Raw genomic sequence first — 17,902 nt, 5'->3', positions numbered from 1 at the left:
GACCTGTCGGAGCCGGGCTGTACCGTCGGGAGCGTGAGCGACGGGTTGTTCGAGGCGCCGACGGCGGAGCCGGTGACGGGAGGAGGGGCGGTCGAATTCCGCGGGGCGGGTGAGCACGTGCCGCTGGCGGTACGGATGCGTCCGGCGAATCTGGACGAGGTGGTGGGGCAGCAGCATCTGCTCGGGCCCGGATCGCCGCTGCGGCGGCTGGTCGAGGGTTCCGGGGCGGCGTCGGTGCTGCTGTTCGGTCCGCCCGGCACCGGGAAGACGACGCTGGCCTCGCTGATCTCGCATGCCACCGGTCGCCGGTTCGAGGCGCTGTCGGCGCTGTCGGCCGGGGTGAAGGAGGTGCGGGCGGTCATCGAGGTCGCGCGGCGGCGGTTGCTGTCGGGGGAGCAGACCGTGCTGTTCATCGACGAGGTGCACCGGTTCTCCAAGACCCAGCAGGACGCGCTGCTGGCGGCGGTGGAGAACCGGGTGGTGCTGCTGGTCGGCGCGACCACGGAGAATCCGTCCTTCTCGGTGGTCTCGCCGCTGCTGTCGCGGTCGCTGGTGTTGCAGCTGAAGTCGCTGTCGGACAAGGATATTCGCGCCGTGCTGCGCCGGGCGATCGAGGATCCGCGCGGGCTGGGCGGCGAATACACCGTCACCGACGCGGCTTTGGACCATATCGTGCGGATCGCGGGCGGCGATGCCCGCCGGGCCCTGACCGCGCTGGAGGCCTCGGCCGAATCGTCGCTGGACGGGACGGTCGATGTCGATCTGGTCGAGGCGAGCGTGGACAAGGCGGCCGTGCGCTACGACCGCGCCGGGGATCAGCACTACGACGTGATCAGCGCGTTCATCAAGTCGCTGCGCGGCTCGGACGTCGATGCCGCGCTGCACTATCTGGCGCGCATGATCAGCGCCGGGGAGGATCCGCGCTTCATCGCGCGCCGATTGATGATTCAGGCCAGCGAGGACGTGGGCATGGCCGACCCGACCGCGCTGCAGACCGCGGTCGCCGCCGCCCAGGTCGTGCAGCTGGTCGGCATGCCGGAGGCGCAACTCGCCCTAACGCACGCCACGATTCATATCGCCACGGCCCCGAAGTCCGGCGCCGTGGCGGCCGCGATCGGTTCGGCACTGGCCGACATCGGCAAGGGCAGGGCGGGTGTTGTACCGCCGCATCTGCGCGACGGGCATTACGCGGGGGCCGCGCGGCTCGGCAATGCGCAGGGATACAAATATCCCCACGATCATCCGGATGGGGTGCTCGCCCAGCAGTATCCGCCCGACGATCTGGTGGGCACCGATTACTACCGTCCCACCGATCACGGATACGAGCGCGAGGTCGGGCCGCGGGTGATGAAGCTGCGCCGGATCGTTCGGGGGCAGTGATCATCGGGCGTCGCGCCGGTGGGTGGATCGCGCCGCGGGCTGGGGGCGCGGCTGGCGCGGTATTCGGTTGGATGATCGTCGAGTTCGGGATTGCCTCCCTTCGGGGTAGAGGTGATCTGCGTTGCCGGGCCGGTGAACTATCCGGCCGCGGGTGTGCCTGATTCGCTTGCGGCTGTGGATGCCTGGCCGTTGATCGGATATCCGGATCGGCCGCCGCGGGCGGCGACCCGAATCGAGTCCAGCCAGGTCCGGACGGGTCCGAGAACCCGACGCGGTCGGTCGCTGGGCGCCCATCGATTCCGGGTCGCCCCCTCCCCGCTGTCCTGGACCGGCGGTGGCCGTCCGCCGAGTCCAGGTCGGGCGGGATGGTGGGCTGGTGAGCCTCGGTGCGGTGGGGCCGGTGGCCGGGCGACTCCTTACCGCTGACCTCGATCCACCGGTGGGTTACCGCAGGAGACGGTTCGAGCGGGCCGATATCGTCAGCTTCCCGTTCGTACCGGGCCGAGGTGAACGCCGCCTGGATCAGGCTCGGGCGCATCGGGATGCACGGGGTGTCGAACTCCTCCTCTTGATTGGTCTCGGTGTAGTCGTTGGGGCCGTTCGGGTCTCGCTGTCGAGGCGCGCTCTCGACCGATGCGAGTCCGGATGGCCGGGGTGATTTGTCAGGGCATGGGCACCAGACTTCCCAGGGCGGCACCGGCGGCGCCACCGAGCGCGGCGCCCGCCGCTGCGCCCGCGAGACCGCCGCCGACGACGCCCGCGGCGATGCCCAGGGGCTCGCCGAGGACCGCGCCCGTGATGGCGCCGAGCGGGGCGCCCGCGACGACCGAGATGCCCGCGGTTTCCAGGCCGACCTCGACGCCGACGCCCTCGCCGAAAACGGTGCCCGCGACCGCGCCGACGATCGGACCCGCGACGGCCCCGGCCACCGCACCGGCGGCGGCGCCGAGCGGTGCACCGATCACGGCACCGGTAGCCGCGCCGACTCCGGCACCCACGATCTCGGTGGGCGAGAAGTCCGGGATGGGCAGGTCGATCGGGGGCACCTCGATGGGCGGAATGTCGATGTCCCGCAATGGCATTTCGGGCAGATGTACGGCTGGCATGTCCAGCTCGGGCAGGCGCAGGGAATCACCTTCCATCGTGGGGACCAGGCTGCTCAGCGACTGCGGTTCGATACTCGGCACGAACCGCGCCGGGCCGCTCGGCTGGTCGATCACCGGTTCCGCGGCGCTCGGCTGGGGGCCGGGCGTTGGGAGCGGATCGACCTGGGGGCCAATGAAATTCGGCTGGGCCGGCGCCGAGGGCTGGACCAGCGACTGCCGACCGGGGTCGCGATCGATCACCGGTTCGGACGGCGACACGCTCGCCTGCGACTGATCGGCACGCGGCGCGTTCGGCGCGTCGGCCCGCGGCCGGTCCTCGCCGGTGAACGGATTCGTCGTCGACTGCCCACCCGACGGTGCGCTCGCCTGCGGCCGGTCGCCCTGCGGCTGTCCGTCCGACCGGCCGCTTGCCTGCGGCCGAGTGCCGTTGCCGAGCCCGCTGCCCTGCGGCTTGCCGCCTCGTGCGTTGCCGGGGCCGCTGGCCTGGGGCTTGTTGCCCTGTTCCGTGCCGGGACCGCTTGTTTGGGGACGATCGTTCGACGGCTCGTCGGCCTTGGGCTGGTTGCCTTCGTTCGAAGTGCCCTGCGACCGGTTGCCGTCGTCGGCGGGGCCGCTGGTTCGCGGCTGGTTGCCGGCGCCGCTGGACGGGCCGTTCGTCCGAGGCTGATTGCCATTTGCCTGCGGCCGATCGCCGTTCGACGGGCCATTCTGCGGCCGGTCACCACCGTTCGACGGGCCGCTCGTCTGCGAGCGGCCACCGCCGCCGTTCGACGGCGCACCCGCCTGCGGTTGGTCGCCGCCGGGGGACGGACCGGTTGTCTGCGGCTGGTTGCCGCGGTCGGTGGGTCCGTTGCCGGAGGGCCGACCAACTGATTGCTGACCATTTGCTTCAGAAGTGCTGCCGTCCTGGCCGTTCGGCTGGCCCCCGGGCGGGGGTGCGGCGGCATCCGATCCGCCCGAATCGCGGTGTGGTGCGGGCTGGGGCGGCGGGGCGGCGTCGTAGTCGGACCCGCCTATCGGACCCTGATCGCCCGGCGCAGGCGCGGGTGCCGGGGCCGCGAGCGCCGCATTCGGTGCGGGCACGGCCGGTGATGGGCCCTGGATGCGCTCCGCCTGCTGCCCGAGCTGATCGAGCAGCCCGGGCAGCGCCTGGGTGACCGCGGGCGGGAGGCTGTCGGTCGGCAGCGCGATCGACGGGACCACCGGAGATCGCGGGATGTCGACATCGGGGGTCTGGATCTGCGGCAGCGGGAGCTGTCCGAGATCGACCGACGGTATTTCGATTGCCGGGAGCTCGATTTCGCCCGCCTTCGCCTGCGGCGCGTGCTGCGCGGCAGCGGCGAGCGGAACCGACAGCACCAGCAGTGTTGCGACGGACCACATTCCTTTCCGTCCCCATTGTTGCCAGATGTTCATTCCTGCTCCTGAATGCGAATGAGAAATCTGTGGTTACGGTCGGGCAGTCCGAGTACCTGAAAACAGGGGTGAAATACTCCTATTTCAGATTATGCCCGGACTACCGCATAGCGGAAATGTCGATGGCCGGATCCTTTCGTCGACGGTCTCGGTGCGGCGGATGGCTGCTCGGCTAGCCGCTCATGGATGGGCGCTGACCGCGAAGTCATCGTCGCTGGAGATCTCGGACCGTTTCCTCGAGCCGATATCTCCGCCGGACCGGTACTGCCGGGAGGTCTGCCGAAGCGGCGCCAATTCTGTCCCGGCCGATGGCATTGCCGGACCTGACGTGGCCTCGTGCCCTGGCGCGAAGCTGGGCAACTGCTCAGCTACCTCCACATACAACAGGATCACATATAGCGAGACTTGTAGTAACGTGATTTAAGTAACACTGTTTCACACTTCCCATCCGTGCCCGGCCACGGCTTCGCGCGGGACTGTCCGTCCCCTGGAATACCCGGTGGACCTGGCCCGGTAGGCTGGATGGTTGTGCAGACCCACGAGATTCGACGGCGCTTCCTGGACCACTTCGTCCGTGCCGGGCACACCGAGGTCCCCAGTGCCTCGCTGATCCTGCCCGACCCGAACCTGCTGTTCGTCAACGCGGGCATGGTCCAGTTCAAGCCGTACTTCCTGGGCCAGGAGGCTCCGCCCTACACGCGGGCGACCAGTGTGCAGAAGTGCGTGCGCACCGGCGATATCGAAGAGGTGGGCGTCACCACCCGGCACAACACGTTCTTCCAGATGGCGGGCAACTTCTCCTTCGGCGACTACTTCAAGGAGGGTGCCATCGGCTTCGCCTGGGAGCTGATCACCAAGTCGCAGGAGGACGGCGGCTTCGGCTTCGATCCCGAGCGCATCTGGGTGACCGCCTACAAGGACGATCCGGAGGCCGCCGAGATCTGGCACCGGGTGGCGGGAATTCCGAAGGAGCGCATCCAGTTTCGCGACGGCAAGGACAACTACTGGGATATGGGCGTGCCCGGCCCCGGTGGCCCCTGCTCGGAGATCTACTTCGACCGCGGTCCCGAATACGGTCGTGACGGCGGGCCGGTCGCCGACGAGGATCGCTACCTCGAGATCTGGAACCTGGTGTTCATGCAGGACATTCGCGGCGATCTGAGCCCCAAGGAGGGCCACCCGCCGATCGGATCCCTGCCCAAGAAGAACATCGACACCGGGATGGGCGTCGAGCGCGTCGCGATGCTGCTGCAGGGCGTGGACAACGTCTACGAGACCGATCTGCTGCGCCCGATCATCTCCAAGGCCGAGGAGCTGACCGGGAAGAACTACGGCGTCGAACACGCCGACGACGTGCGCTTCCGCGTCATCGCCGACCATGCCCGCTCGGCCGCGATGCTGATCTCCGACGGCGTGAATCCGGGCAACGACGGCCGCGGCTACGTGCTGCGCCGCCTGCTGCGCCGCATCGTGCGCTCGGCCCGGCTGCTGGGCGCGAACCGGCCGGTGATGGGCGAGTTCATGAAGGTCGTCAGCGATCTGATGGCGCCCTCGTATCCGGAGCTGGCTACCGACTTCCAGCGCATCGAGAACGTAGCCGTCGGCGAGGAGACCGCGTTCCTCAAGACCCTCAACACCGGCACCAAGCTGTTCGACGAGACCGTCGACGAGGTGAAGGCCGCCGGTGGTAAGCGGATCTCGGGTTCGGACGCCTTCACCCTGCACGACACCTACGGCTTCCCGATCGATCTGACCCTCGAGATGGCCGCCGAGGCCGGGCTCGAGGTCGACGAGGCGGGCTTCCGCTCGCTGATGGCCGAACAGCGCCAGCGCGCCAAGGAGGATGCGCAGGCCCGCAAGCACGCCCACGCCGACCTGTCCATCTACAAGGAGCTGGTCGACCGCGGCGCCACCGAGTTCACCGGCTTCGACGAACTGACCACCGAGGCCAAGGTGCTGGCCCTGATCGCCGACGGGGTGCGGGTGCCGACCGCGGTGGCCGGGCAGGACGTCGAGGTCATCCTGGACCGCAGCCCGCTCTACGCCGAGTCCGGCGGCCAGATCGCCGATCGGGGTTCGATCACCGCCAGCGGGGTGAAGCTGAACGTCAAGGACGTGCAGAAGATCGCCAAGAAGCTGTGGGTGCACAAGACCACCGTCGAACAGGGGCAGATCACCGAGGGCGACACCGTGCTCGCCCAGGTCGATCCGGCCTGGCGGCGCGGCGCGACCCAGGGCCACTCCGGCACGCATATGGTGCATGCCGCGCTGCGGCAGGTGCTGGGCCCGAACGCGGTGCAGGCCGGATCGCTCAACAAGCCGGGCTATCTGCGCTTCGACTTCAACTGGCAGGGCCAGCTGACCGACGCCCAGCGCGAGCAGATCGAGGTCGTATCCAATCAGGCCGTCGGTGAGGACTTCACCGTCAACACCTTCGTCACCGATCTGCCGAAGGCCAAGGCCATGGGCGCGCTGGCGCTGTTCGGCGAGAACTACGGCGACGAGGTGCGCGTCGTGGAGATCGGCGGCCCGTTCTCGATGGAGCTGTGCGGCGGCACCCACGTCGAGCACTCCTCGCAGATCGGCCCGATCACGCTGCTCGGCGAGTCCTCGGTCGGTTCGGGTGTGCGGCGCGTGGAGGCGTTCGTGGGCCTGGACTCCTACCAGTACCTGGCCAAGGAGCGCGCCCTGCTCGCCGGTGTCGCCGCGAGCCTGAAGGTGCCCACCGAGGAGGTGCCCGCCCGCGTCGAGCAGCTGGTGGAACGGCTCAAGGTCGCCGAGAAGGAGCTCGAGCGCACCAAGCTCGCCGCGGTGCTGTCCTCGGCGGGCAAGTTCGTCGACGAGGCCCAGCGCGTGGGCAAGGTGCTGCTGGTCGCGGCCGCCGCGCCCGAGGGTGTGGGCGCGGGCGATCTGCGCACGCTGGCCACCGACATCCGCGGCCGGTTCGGCACCGAACCCGCGGTGGTCGTGCTGCTCGGCAGTGCCGACGGCAAGGTGCCGTTCGTGGTCGCGGTGAACAAGCCCGCCCAGGACCTCGGCTTCAGGGCCGGTGACCTGGTAGCGAGTTTCGGTCCGAGCATTTCCGGGCGGGGCGGCGGCAAACCGGAGTTGGCGCAGGGCGCCGGATCGGATCCGTCGGGAATCGCCGCAGGACTGGCCGCGGTGCGGGCACGGGTGGCCGAGCTCGCGGGCTGATGGACAGTTCCGAGAACTCGGACACGTCGGAGAAGGTGATCGCCGGCGGGATCGGACCTGAGCGGCCCAGCGCCGACACCGATCCCGGCCGGGGGCGGCGCATCGGCATCGATGTGGGTTCGGTCCGTATCGGCGTCGCCGCGAGCGATCCGGACGGAGTCTTGGCGACCCCGGTGGAAACGGTCGCGCGCGCCAAACGCAGCGGGGCGGAGCCGGTCGACCTGATCAGAATTGCCGAAATTGTGCGGGAGTATGAGGCCGTCGAGGTGATCGTCGGCCTTCCGCGCACGCTACGCGGGGAAAACGGCTCCTCGGCCAAGATCGCCGCAAGCTTCGCGAAGCGTTTGCGGCGCATGATTCCTGGTGTGCCGATACGACTTTCCGACGAACGTTTGACTACGGTATCTGCAGCACGTGCATTGCGGGACAGCGGAGTTCGCGCGCGTGGCCAGCGACAGGTGATCGATCAGGCAGCGGCCGTGGCGATCCTGCAGGGATGGTTGGACGAACGGAGTGCGGTGTTGAAGTCGGCCGGTGACGCAGGCGGGACGGTGGTCGGATGAACGACCGCTGGGCCCGTGCCGAGGAGCGATATCGGCAGCGCACCGAGGAACTGCGCTACCGGCGCTCGGATTACGACTGGGGCGATGCCGAGCGGGCGCCCCGGGGCCGTGGTGCGCGGCATGCGGCGTCCACCGACGAGTGGGACGACTACGAGGACGACACCACCGTCATCCCGCGCTACACCGACGATCAGGAGCCTCCGGTGCGGCCGACCCGGCCGGTCCCCGGGCGTGCGCCGGCGCGCGATGTCGAGGGCGATCGCGGTCGGCGGGCACGCTCCGCCGACTGGGACACCGACGAGCAGCCCTGGGATGCCGAGGATCACGACTGGGAGGCCGACCCCCGCACGCGTGAGTGGCGTGCCGACCACCCCGAGTGGGACGATGCCGACCACGAGGACTGGGAGGACGAGGACCACGCGCCGGATGACGTCCCGGCCCGCAAGGGCGGCGCCCGTGGTCGCTCGGACGAGCGCGAATCCGGTCGGGCCGGTCGCGGGCGGTCGGGGCGCGGACAGTCCCGCGGCCGCCGCTCGCGCGCGGCGTCGCGCAAGGCGGCCGAACGCAAGCGGCGGCGGCGCAATCTGCTGATCCTCGGCTGCGTCTTCGCGGTACTGTTCGTGGCCGCGGGCGGCTACGCGGGGTACAAGCTGATCGGCAAGCTGGGCGGACCGGAGGATTTCGCGGGTCCGGCGGGTCCGGCGACGGTGGTGCAGGTGCGCTCCGGCGATACCGCCGAGCAGATCGCCCAGACCATGGCGGGTAAGGGTGTCGTCGCGAGTACCGGCGCGTTCTACGAGGCCGCCGTGCACAATCCGGGGATGACCTCGGTGCAGCCGGGCTATTACGCGGTGCCCACGCACAGCAAGGGTGTCGATGCCGTGGCCGCGCTGCTGGACAAGAAGAATCGGGTCGGCAACGTCGTGATCCCCGAGGGAAAGCGGTTGCGCGACTCCTTCGATGTGACCACCGGCGCTCGCAACCAGGGCATCTACGGCATGATCGCCGACGCCAGCTGCATGGGGACCGGGGCGGAGAAGAAGTGCGTCACCGCCGAGCAACTCGACGCGGCCGGGGCGAGCACCGATCTGGCCGCCCTGGGCGTGCCCGCCTGGGCGCTGGACGCGGTGCGCAGGGTGCCCGATCGCAGCCATCAGCTCGAGGGGCTGATCGCCGCGGGCACGCTGGACTTCGACCCCACCGGCAGCCCGACGCAGATCCTGAATCAGCTGATCACCCAGAGCGCGAGCCGCTACGAGTCGACGGGGCTGCTGCAGGCGGGCGGGGCCAACGGCATGAATCCGTATCAGACGCTGATCGCCGCATCGCTGGTCGAACGCGAGGCGCGGCCCAACGACATGTCCAAGGTGGCCCGGGTGATCGTGAATCGGCTGGCCGCCAACGAGAAGCTGGAATTCGACTCGACGGTGAACTACAACCTCGACCGCACCGAGGTTGCCACGACCGATGCCGACCGGGCGCGGGAGACGCCCTGGAACACCTATGCCATGACCGGCCTGCCCGCGACGCCGATCTCCTCGCCGTCGCTGGAGGCGCTACGGGCGATGGAGGAACCGGCGCCGGGGCCGTGGCGGTACTTCGTGACCGTCGACAAGCAGGGCACCACCCTGTTCACCGACAGCTACTCCGAACATCTGCGCAATGTGGTGCGCGCCCAGCAGAGCGGAATTCTCGACAGTGGCAAAGGAAACTGACCCGGCCCGCCGAGCGGCCGTCCTGGGCAGCCCGATTTCGCATTCGCGCTCGCCCCAACTGCATCTGGCGGCCTATCGGGCGCTCGGGCTGAACTGGAGCTATGAGCGCATCGAGTGCACCGCCGAGCAGTTGCCCGGCCTGGTCGACGGGCTCGGACCGGAATGGGTCGGCCTGTCGGTGACCATGCCCGGGAAGGTGGCCGCCCTCGCGTACGCCGCCGAGCGAACCGAGCGGGCGGTGCTCGCGGAGTCGGCGAATACGCTGGTACGCACCGCGAATGGGTGGCGTGCGGACTGCACCGATGTCGACGGGGTGCGCGGCGCGCTGCAGGGCGGCGGGGTCGAGAAGGTCGAGCGGGCCGTGGTGCTGGGGGCCGGGGGTACGGCCCGGCCCGCGCTGTTGGCGCTGTCGGAGCTGGGCGCACGGGCCGTCACGGTCGTCGCGCGCTCTGCCGGGCGGGCCGCGAGTACGCGGGAACTGGCCGAACGACTGGGCATGACGGTCTCGGTGATCGGCTTCGAGGCCGAGACGCTGCGCGGGGTGTGCGCGGATGCCGACGCGGTGGTGAGCACGGTGCCGGCCGAGGGGGCCGCCGCCGTCGCCGCGGCGGTCGCCGCCGCGCCGGTCGTGCTCGACGCCATCTACGACCCGTGGCCGACACCGTTGGCGGCGGCCGTGACGCGCGCGGGGCACACCGTGATCAGCGGGCTGCAGATGCTGCTGAATCAGGCGTACGGACAGGTCGAACAGTTCACGGGTCGGCCCGCGCCACGCGCGGCGATGGCGGCCGCGCTCGAGCAGTGAGCCACGGCGCGAGGGTGTTTCGATAACCGGTTACTGTTTTTCGGAGTTCCCCGGCAGGTTAGGGTGGTCGACATGAATGCGTGGGTGTTGCGCGCCACAGTCCTCGGGACGCTGACGGTGTTCCTGCGGACCGTGCTGGGCTTCGGGATGGTCTACTCGCCGACGCACGGTGCGTGGATGCGGACGCTGTGCCTGATCGTCATGATCGCGGCCGGTCTCGCCTGGGGCCTGATCGACGGGCGCGCCGACCGCCGCGCCAATCCCGATCCGGAGCGCGGCGGCGCCGACCTCACCATGCGCTGGCTGAAGGCCGGTGTGGCCGGGGGTCTGGGCAGCGGTCTGGTGTCCTGGCTGCTCGACTTCGTCCCCAAATTCGATCTCGGCGGCAACGGCCTGTTCTTCGAACTCACCTCGGCCGCGGCCTTCATCATCCTGCTGATCTTCGTCCCCGCCATGGCGGGCGTCGCGCTCGGCCGGTTCCTGGTCGGCCGGGAAACGCGGAAGGCGGAGACCACCGCACCCATTCAGCCGACCCCGTCCGCCGCCTGACCTACCCGCGCCTGGCCCGGTGCCGGCGGACCGCATCGCGATTCGCACAGGCTCGAGTGCAGTAGCGCTGGCGACCACCTCGGGTGGTGTCGATGGATGCTCGCCCGCAGTCGGTGAGCGCGCGGCGGCCGAGTCGATGCATGCCGAACCGGGTCAGATGCTTCGCGGCGGCCCCCACCGTCACCGCGCCATCACGGCGGCCAGGTGCACGTCGTCGTCTCGAGAGTGCGGATGCCAGCCGGTGCCGTCGTGATCGGTGATCCGGGGATAGGCGGCCGCGTCGGCCAGTAGCGCGTTGAGCAATCGCGCCCGGCTCTGCGCGTCGACGGCGTCGATCACCTCGGACCAGCGAACGAGGAATTCGCGCGTCTCGGCCAGATCGCGAGCGTCGGCCGTCATGTCGGAACCAGACCGGCGCGCCGCCAGCGCGCGGCCGAATCGTCCGGATCGGTCGGTGGGGGCCGGCGCAGCCGCGTGGGGTCGCGACCCACCCGCGAGGGGGCCGAAGGCCGTGAGCTATCCAAGGGTCCGCGACCGGAGGCATTCGCCGCGGACCCTTTCGGTCGCTATCGAACGTCGGCTTCGGCCTCGAGAAGAAAATACGGAGCGGCGTCGATGAGTTCGGTGACCGATGTGATCGTCAGGCCGGCACGGTGGCACACGTCGTCGAAGTCGGCGCGGGTGCGTTCGCGCCCGCCGACGTTCACGAGCATGTTGAGGTCGCTCAGGTAGGTGATTCCGGCGTCGGTGACGTCGGCCTCGGCGTCGACGACCTCGGGTAGTACGGGTTCTACGATCAGGACGCGGCCGCCGGGCGGCAGCACCGCGCGACAGTGGGTGAGGATGGTGACCGCCTGTTCGTCGGTCCAGTCGTGCAGGACGCTCTTGATCAGGTAGAGATCCGAGCCCTGCGGAACCGAGCGGAAGAAGTCTCCGGCGATCAGGGCGCAGCGGTCCGTGAGACCCTGGCGCTCCAGGGTTTTCGGGGCCTGGGCCAGGCCCTCGGTGGTGTCGAAGACGACGCCGGTGAGGCCCGGGTGTGCGGCGAGCACACCGGCCAGCAGCGTTCCGTCACCGCCGCCCACATCGGTGACCGAGGTGAACCGGCCGAAGTCGTAGCGGTGGGGGAGCACCGCGGCCACCCCACTGACGGCCTGGCTCATCGCCGCGTTGAATGCGGCGGACAGCTCGGGGTGCTGCGCGAGGTGGCCGAAGAAGTCGGTGCCGAAGACGGTGTCGAATGCGATCTCGCCGGTGCGGATGCTGGCGTCGAGATGTTCCCAGGCGCGAATGATGGCGGGCTCGGTGAACATACGCACGAAGGAGGCGAGTGAGTCGGGGCGCTCGGTGTCGAGCAGAGCGCCCGCGCCGGTCGGTGCGAACTCCCCGGGGGCGTGTTCGCGCAGCAGGCCGAGACCGGCCAGCGCGCGCAGCAGCCGGGTGGTGGCCTGGGGGTCCGTGCCGAGGTCGGCCGCCACCTCCGCGGCTTTGCGCGGCGCAGCGCCGAACGCCTCGATCACGCGCAGCCGGACCGCGGCGCGCAGGGTCTGCGCGGCCATACTGCCGAAGGCGAGCCTGACGACCAGCTCGCGGTCGGGGATGGTCGCCGTTCGAGTATCGGTGTCCACCGGGTTTTCCTTCCTCTCGTTTCGATGGCACGCGCCAGCCATGGCGATCACCGGTCTCGGGTGTCGTCGTGCGAAGGCGCGCGAATCGTCGGTGCGGCCACTCGGGTCCGCATTCGGCGCGGCGATCCGCGATTACGGTCGCCGCGAGCTGATTTCGTCTCGGATCAGACGGTGGAACCCGCCCTGCCCGCCAGCGCGCGGGGCGTGCAGCCCGCGAAGCCCACGACGTCGCGATGCAGATGGGATTGGTCGGCATAGCCGCAGGCCAGGGCCACATCGGTGACGTCAGCACCGGCGGTGAGCGCCCGGGCGGCGTGGTCGAACCGGACCAGCATCGCGGCGCGTTTGGGCGTGAGGCCGATCTCGGCGGCGAATTTGGACCACAGTCGCTTGCGGCTCCAGCCGAAGGACGCGGCGAGGTCGCCGACGGCCACCCGGCCACGTTGGGCCACGATCCGCTCCCAGGCGGCGGCGACCTCCGGCGTCATCGACGGCGCGCGTTCGGCGCGCTGGGCGAGGAAGCCGTTCAGCAGCGCGAGGCGATCCTGCCACGTCGCGGCCGTGGTCAGACGCTCGCGCAGGCCCTGTTCGTGGCCGCCCCACAGCTCGTCGAGACCGGTGACCGTGCCGTCCAGTTCGCGCAGGGACACCCCGAGCAGCGCATGGGCGGCCGCGGGGGACAGGCGCATCTCGATGCATTCGACGCGCTCGCCGCGGATGCGGGCGGTGCCCGGCGACAGGGCGGCGACGAGACTGGTCAGCGATCGCCGACCGGCCGGGCCCTCGATCGTCATCGGGTCGTCGCCGAGGCCGATGACGACCACCACGACCGGCTGGGGGCGTACCCGCATGTCCAGGCCCGCGGCGCGGATATCGCGATACCCGGCCATCTGGACGCCGTCGAGCGGGCTACCGCCGACAGGCAGGACGACCTCCCAGCCGTCCTCCATATCGGCCTCCGTGGCGGCGGGTCGGTAGCTGGGCATGCCTCTACCATGACCGATTTCGGCCGCGGTGTCTTGGACGAATGTTCCGCGGTGCTACTCGAACCCGAACAGCGGGGGAAAGGCCAGCACGACGATCCAGGCCCAGACGGCGTACACCACAACGTAATTGGTCTGCCAGCGGTCGAGCCGCGCGAAGGGCAGCCTGCGGCGGAGAAAGGCGAACAGCAGCCAGGCCGACCAGGCGAGATTGGTCAGCAGGATGAGATTCTCGCCCAGGGCCGCGAGCTTGTTGGGGGTGGAACCCCATTCGGTGATGCGGCCGGTGATCGCGACCAGCACCAGGATGTCGACCAGCAGGGCGCTGACGACCAGCGCCAGCTGCAGTCGGTCGAACCATCCGGGCTCGGCCAGCGGGTCGCGAGCCGACAGGGAGTAGAGCAGAAGCGCGAGCACCACGGCCAGCAGCAGATCGAACAGGATGAGCACCTCGCGCCGCACGTCGATGCCGGTGCTGCTCAGGCCGATTCCGATCAGCAGCGCCAGCAGCACCGCGGTGAACAGGGGCGTGAAGATCTTGGTCAGGACCGGGGCGATGTTCTCGATGACGTTCTGTTTCGCCTCCACCAGCCGGGCCGCGACCACGACCGCCGCCGTCCCGCCGCACGGCAACAGCCAATTCGATACGGCCTCCTCGGCGTCGATGCCGATGGCGTCGAAGGTGCCCACGGTGAAGCCGATCAGCACGCCGCCGCCGAGGGCGATGAGCACGAAGTAGACGAACCATTCGCCGGTGAACCGGATGAAATCCATCCGTTTGCGCTGCGAGCGCCAGTCACCCCCGGCATAGGCGACCCCGGTCATCAGCCACAGCGCGATCGGGAGATGGATGGCGGTCAGCACGATCGACTGCGAGTCCTCGCGCAGTGGGTAGGCGTTGGCGCCGACCGCGCCCAGGACGAACCACAGCGCCAGCAGCGCGACGGTGATGGGGCGCAGCCGCCGTCCGATCGCGAAGTAGGCGGCCAGTGGTGTGAAGGCGAACAGGGCGAGGTTTCTGGCGTAGAAGTCGTCGTCGAAACTCGCGCCGAACAGCGTGGGCGCCTTGATCGCGATGGCGGCGGCGGCCGCACACGCGATCATGGTGCGCAGCTCGGAGCGTGCGCCGCGGGCGCGCGGGGTGGCCGGGTCGTCGGTCAGGACGAGCTGTTTCCACAGTCGCCCGGAGTGTTCCCGGGCGAATTCGCGCGCGAGCTCGTCCACGCTGCCCAGGCGTTTCACCGCGACGAGGAACGCCTCGTCCGGCCGCAGGCCGAGGCCGGTGAGTTCGGTGATGGTGCTGCGCAGGTGATCCTCGAGCTCGTCGGCGTCGGTGCTGTGCACCGTGCCGCGGCGGCGCATGTACCCGCGCCACTCGGCGATCTGGCGTTCGAGATCGTCCGGACGGTCCTCGGCCACCGTTACCCCTCCACCAGTCGTGTCGGCAGCAGGCCGTCCTGCGTCGTCTGCCAGACGCCCCGCAGCGCGGACAGCACGGCCCGCCACTGCCGTTGATGTTCGGCCAGTTCGGCGCGGCCCTGATCGGTGATCCGGTAGTACTTGCGCCGACGGCCGCCCTCGGACGTGGCCCAGAACGATTCGATGTGCCCGAGCCGTTCCAGGCGATGCAGCAGGGGGTAGAGCAGCCCGTCGTTCCACTCGAGCTGGCCGCCGGACAGGTCCGCCACCTGCTTGAGGATCGCGTAGCCGTAGCTGTCCCCGCGCGCGAGCAGGCCGAGGACCAGCGGCGTCGCCGACGCCGCCACCAGGTCCTTGGGTATGTGCACCCGTCCTCCCGCACTCGACCCTAGATCTGCTAGGGATAGTAGTACTAGGTATCGGGGCGCGTGGCGGATTTCCCGGGAACTCCGCTCAGCGGACTCAGAGCAGGACCGCGCCGCCCGTCGGATTGTCCTCGCGCGCGATGGTCGCGTACGCGGCGGCCAGCAGCGAGGGGTCCGGGCCTTCCAGCCGGCCGGGTTTGGCCAGGCCGTCGAGAACGACGAAGCGCAGCACGCCCGAGCGGGTCTTCTTGTCGGTCTGCATGGTGTCCAGCAGTTGGGGGAGCGCGTCGGCGTCGTAGGTCGTCGGGAGGCCGACGCTTTCGAGGATGGTGCGGTGGCGATCGGCGGTGGCGTCGTCGAGACGGCCGGCCAGGCGGCCCAGCTCGGCGGCGAAGACCAGGCCCACCGCTACGGCCGCGCCGTGCCGCCAGCGGTAGCGCTCGCGGCGCTCGATGGCGTGGCCGAGGGTGTGGCCGTAGTTGAGGATCTCGCGCAGGCTCGCCTCCTTGAGGTCGGCGGAGACCACGTCGGCCTTGACCTGGACGGCGCGGCGGATCAGCTCGGGCAGCACATCCCCGGCCGGATCCAGCGCCGCCTTCGGATCGCGCTCGATCAGATCCAGGATCACCGGATCGGCGATGAAGCCGGCCTTGATGATCTCCGCCATACCGGCCACGATCTCGTTGCGCGGCACCGTTTCCAGCGTCGCCAGATCCACCAGGACCGCGGTCGGCTCGTGGAAGCAGCCGACCAGATTCTTGCCCGCCTCGGTATTGATCCCGGTCTTGCCGCCGACGGCGGCATCGACCATCGCCAGCAGCGTGGTCGGCACGTGCACGATCTTCACCCCGCGCATCCAGGTGGCGGCGACGAATCCCGCGAGATCCGTTGCCGCACCGCCACCGAGACTGACGATCACGTCCTGACGGGTGAGCCCGATCCGGCCCAGCACCTCCCAGCAGAACCCGGCCACCGGCAGGTCCTTACCCGCCTCGGCGTCGGGAATCTCGATCCGATGCGCATCGATCCCCTTGTCCGCCAAGGCCTGCCGCACCACCTCGGCCGTCTCGGTCAGCGGCGGCTGATGGAAGATCGCGACCGTCCGCACACCCGGCTGCCCCGTCACCTGGTCGACCAGGTCCCCCAGCAGACCCCGCCCGATGATCACCGGATACGGATCGGCGGCCCGGACCTCGATACGGGTCGGCTCACTCATGCAGCTGCTCCGATTCTTCTCGTGTTCGTCGTGTGTGCGCCCCGTGCGACCGAACGCGCGGGGTCGGTTCGCCGTCGCGACGGCCGTCGCTCGGCGGTGCGTCCGGTTGCGCCGGAACGGAGGTGGTTTCACTGGTGGCCGCCTCCGGTCGCGTCGAGCGCGGCCGGTCGGCACGGTCACGCGCCGCGCCCGCACCGGCCGACGGGGGACCGGCCGCACGGGCGGCACCGCGTCGCGATCGGCCGGTGCGGCGCGGCGGGTGGGTCGTATCGGTGGCGAGTCCCGCCGCGGTGGGTTCGTTCGCCATGGCGTCCAGGCCGGGAGATCCGGATCGCTGGATCGAATCGGCTTGGGCGCGAGAGGTATTCGAGCGGGCGTCGTCGGCGATCCGGTGCGCGGTCGGCGGCGCGGCGGGGTGGGCCTGGTTGTCGGCCCCCGGGGCGCCGGAGGCGCGGGTGGTGCGGCGACGGCGGCGGTTGCCGGGGGCCGAGGTCGTGGGATGGGGTGTCTGCGCCCCGGCGGCCGCGTCGGGAGCGGACGGATTCGTCGGTTCCGACGGTGGGGTGGTCTTACGGTTGTGGCGGCGGCCGCCGCGGCGGGAGCGACGGGACCGGCGACGCGGGGCGGATTGTCCCGCGGCGGCGGGGGCGGGCGCGCCGGTCGGGGAGGCGTCGGCCGCGCCGGTGCTGTCGCCCTGCTGGATCGCGGGCGAATTCGCCTCTGCCGCGGGCGGATTGGCGGTGTTTCGGGATCGGCGGCGGCGTCGGGCGCGGGCGCGACGGCTGGTTCCTTCGCCATCGGCAGGGCGTGCGGGGGTCCGGGGTGTGGCGATGGCGGGCTCGAGGTCGAGTTTGGCCATGATGTTGCGCACGACCCGGCCGGGGCTGCGGCCGTCGGTACGCACGCGGAGGCTGGCGACCTCGCGATAGAGGGGCCGGCGCTCGCGCATGAGTTTGCGGTACTTGCTGCCGGGGTCGTCACCGGCCAGCAGCGGGCGATTGCTGTTCGCACCGGTGCGTCGAAGGCCCTCGGCCACACTGATTTCCAGGTAGACCACGGTGCGACCGCGCAGCAACTCCCGGGTGTTCGCGGACAGCACCGCGCCACCGCCGAGTGAGACCACGCCGCGTTCGGCGAGGATCGCGCGGCGCACCACGCGTTCCTCGATCCGCCGGAACTCCGGTTCCCCGTCGGCGGCGAAGATCTCCGGGATCGTGCGCCCGGTCTCCTGTTCGATTCCGGCGTCGGTGTCGAACAGTTCGACGCCCAGCTCCTTGGCGAGCTTGCGCCCGATCGTCGACTTTCCCGCACCGGGCGGGCCGACCAGCACCACGCACGGACGGCGCGGGTCGGTCTGCACGATCATGACGTCACGGTGCCCGGGATATGCGGGCGCGCGTTGATCCGTTTCAGGTAGCTAGTGATGTTGTCGACCGTCTCGGGCAGTGAGTCGCCGCCGAATTTCTCGAGTGCGGCCTGGGCGAGGACGAGGGCGACCATGGCCTCGGCGACGACGCCGGCGGCGGGGACGGCGCAGACGTCGGAGCGTTGGTGGATGGCGA

Annotated in this window: 14 protein-coding genes and 2 pseudogenes; 6 read left to right on the top strand and 10 right to left on the bottom strand. The window is 70.2% G+C overall.

The features are described 5' to 3' along the window. Positions 1-33: 33 nt before the first annotated feature. Positions 34-1,380: a replication-associated recombination protein A gene (locus NDR87_RS12575; RefSeq protein WP_372494157.1), complete on the top strand. Its 1,347-nt coding sequence runs from the start codon at positions 34-36 to the stop codon at positions 1,378-1,380. A 662-nt stretch (positions 1,381-2,042) separates the two neighbouring features. Here NDR87_RS12575 and NDR87_RS12570 read toward each other — a convergent pair. Then, positions 2,043-3,869: a hypothetical protein gene (locus NDR87_RS12570; protein ID WP_251912604.1), complete on the bottom strand. Its 1,827-nt coding sequence runs from the start codon at positions 3,867-3,869 to the stop codon at positions 2,043-2,045. A gap of 561 nt (positions 3,870-4,430) precedes the next feature. Between NDR87_RS12570 and alaS the strand changes: the two genes are divergently transcribed. The 5 genes from alaS to NDR87_RS12545 all read left to right on the top strand — a co-directional run bounded on the left by alaS (position 4,431) and on the right by NDR87_RS12545 (position 10,729). After that, complete coding sequence (gene alaS / locus NDR87_RS12565) at positions 4,431-7,097, top strand: alanine--tRNA ligase (protein WP_251912606.1); 2,667 nt, start codon at positions 4,431-4,433, stop codon at positions 7,095-7,097. After that, positions 7,097-7,660, top strand: a complete 564-nt coding sequence (gene ruvX, locus NDR87_RS12560; protein WP_251912608.1) for a Holliday junction resolvase RuvX — start codon at positions 7,097-7,099, stop codon at positions 7,658-7,660. Before alaS ends, ruvX begins: the two co-directional genes overlap by 1 nt. Next, a complete protein-coding gene (gene mltG / locus NDR87_RS12555; RefSeq protein WP_251912610.1) occupies positions 7,657-9,375 on the top strand; it encodes an endolytic transglycosylase MltG in 1,719 nt (572 codons plus the stop codon). Before ruvX ends, mltG begins: the two co-directional genes overlap by 4 nt. Further along, positions 9,359-10,180 (top strand): shikimate dehydrogenase, encoded by an 822-nt coding sequence (locus tag NDR87_RS12550; protein ID WP_251912612.1) that lies wholly within the window; start codon positions 9,359-9,361, stop codon positions 10,178-10,180. Before mltG ends, NDR87_RS12550 begins: the two co-directional genes overlap by 17 nt. A gap of 72 nt (positions 10,181-10,252) precedes the next feature. Continuing rightward, the gene (locus NDR87_RS12545) at positions 10,253-10,729 is read left to right on the top strand and encodes a B-4DMT family transporter (protein ID WP_251912614.1); all 477 of its coding nucleotides are present in this window, start codon (positions 10,253-10,255) and stop codon (positions 10,727-10,729) included. Position 10,730: 1 nt separating this feature from the next. Here the strand turns inward: NDR87_RS12545 and NDR87_RS12540 are convergent, their stop codons facing one another. The 9 genes and pseudogenes from NDR87_RS12540 to NDR87_RS12500 form a co-directional block, all read right to left on the bottom strand. Then, complete coding sequence (locus NDR87_RS12540) at positions 10,731-10,871, bottom strand: CGNR zinc finger domain-containing protein (protein WP_251912658.1); 141 nt, start codon at positions 10,869-10,871, stop codon at positions 10,731-10,733. A 38-nt stretch (positions 10,872-10,909) separates the two neighbouring features. Beyond that, positions 10,910-11,128, bottom strand: coding sequence for a hypothetical protein (locus NDR87_RS12535; protein WP_251912616.1), 219 nt, complete (start codon positions 11,126-11,128; stop codon positions 10,910-10,912). Between the two features lie 167 nt (positions 11,129-11,295). Beyond that, the gene (locus NDR87_RS12530; protein ID WP_251912617.1) at positions 11,296-12,357 is read right to left on the bottom strand and encodes a methyltransferase; all 1,062 of its coding nucleotides are present in this window, start codon (positions 12,355-12,357) and stop codon (positions 11,296-11,298) included. Between the two features lie 164 nt (positions 12,358-12,521). Continuing rightward, a complete protein-coding gene (locus NDR87_RS12525) occupies positions 12,522-13,343 on the bottom strand; it encodes a helix-turn-helix domain-containing protein (RefSeq protein ID WP_251912619.1) in 822 nt (273 codons plus the stop codon). A gap of 54 nt (positions 13,344-13,397) precedes the next feature. Beyond that, positions 13,398-14,702, bottom strand: coding sequence for a permease prefix domain 1-containing protein (locus NDR87_RS12520; RefSeq protein ID WP_251912659.1), 1,305 nt, complete (start codon positions 14,700-14,702; stop codon positions 13,398-13,400). Between the two features lie 59 nt (positions 14,703-14,761). Further along, complete coding sequence (locus NDR87_RS12515; RefSeq protein ID WP_251912621.1) at positions 14,762-15,127, bottom strand: PadR family transcriptional regulator; 366 nt, start codon at positions 15,125-15,127, stop codon at positions 14,762-14,764. A 94-nt stretch (positions 15,128-15,221) separates the two neighbouring features. Continuing rightward, positions 15,222-16,340 (bottom strand): 3-dehydroquinate synthase, encoded by a 1,119-nt coding sequence (gene aroB / locus NDR87_RS12510; protein WP_251912623.1) that lies wholly within the window; start codon positions 16,338-16,340, stop codon positions 15,222-15,224. Between the two features lie 847 nt (positions 16,341-17,187). Further along, positions 17,188-17,706, bottom strand: a pseudogene (locus NDR87_RS12505) (shikimate kinase); the annotation flags it as partial. Next, a pseudogene (locus NDR87_RS12500) lies at positions 17,703-17,902 on the bottom strand (chorismate synthase); the annotation flags it as partial. The pseudogenes NDR87_RS12500 and NDR87_RS12505, both read right to left, overlap by 4 nt.

This window comes from Nocardia sp. CDC159 (assembly GCF_023740735.1).
Lineage (GTDB): Bacteria > Actinomycetota > Actinomycetes > Mycobacteriales > Mycobacteriaceae > Nocardia > Nocardia pulmonis.
This window is presented reverse-complemented; position numbering and strand designations above follow the sequence as displayed.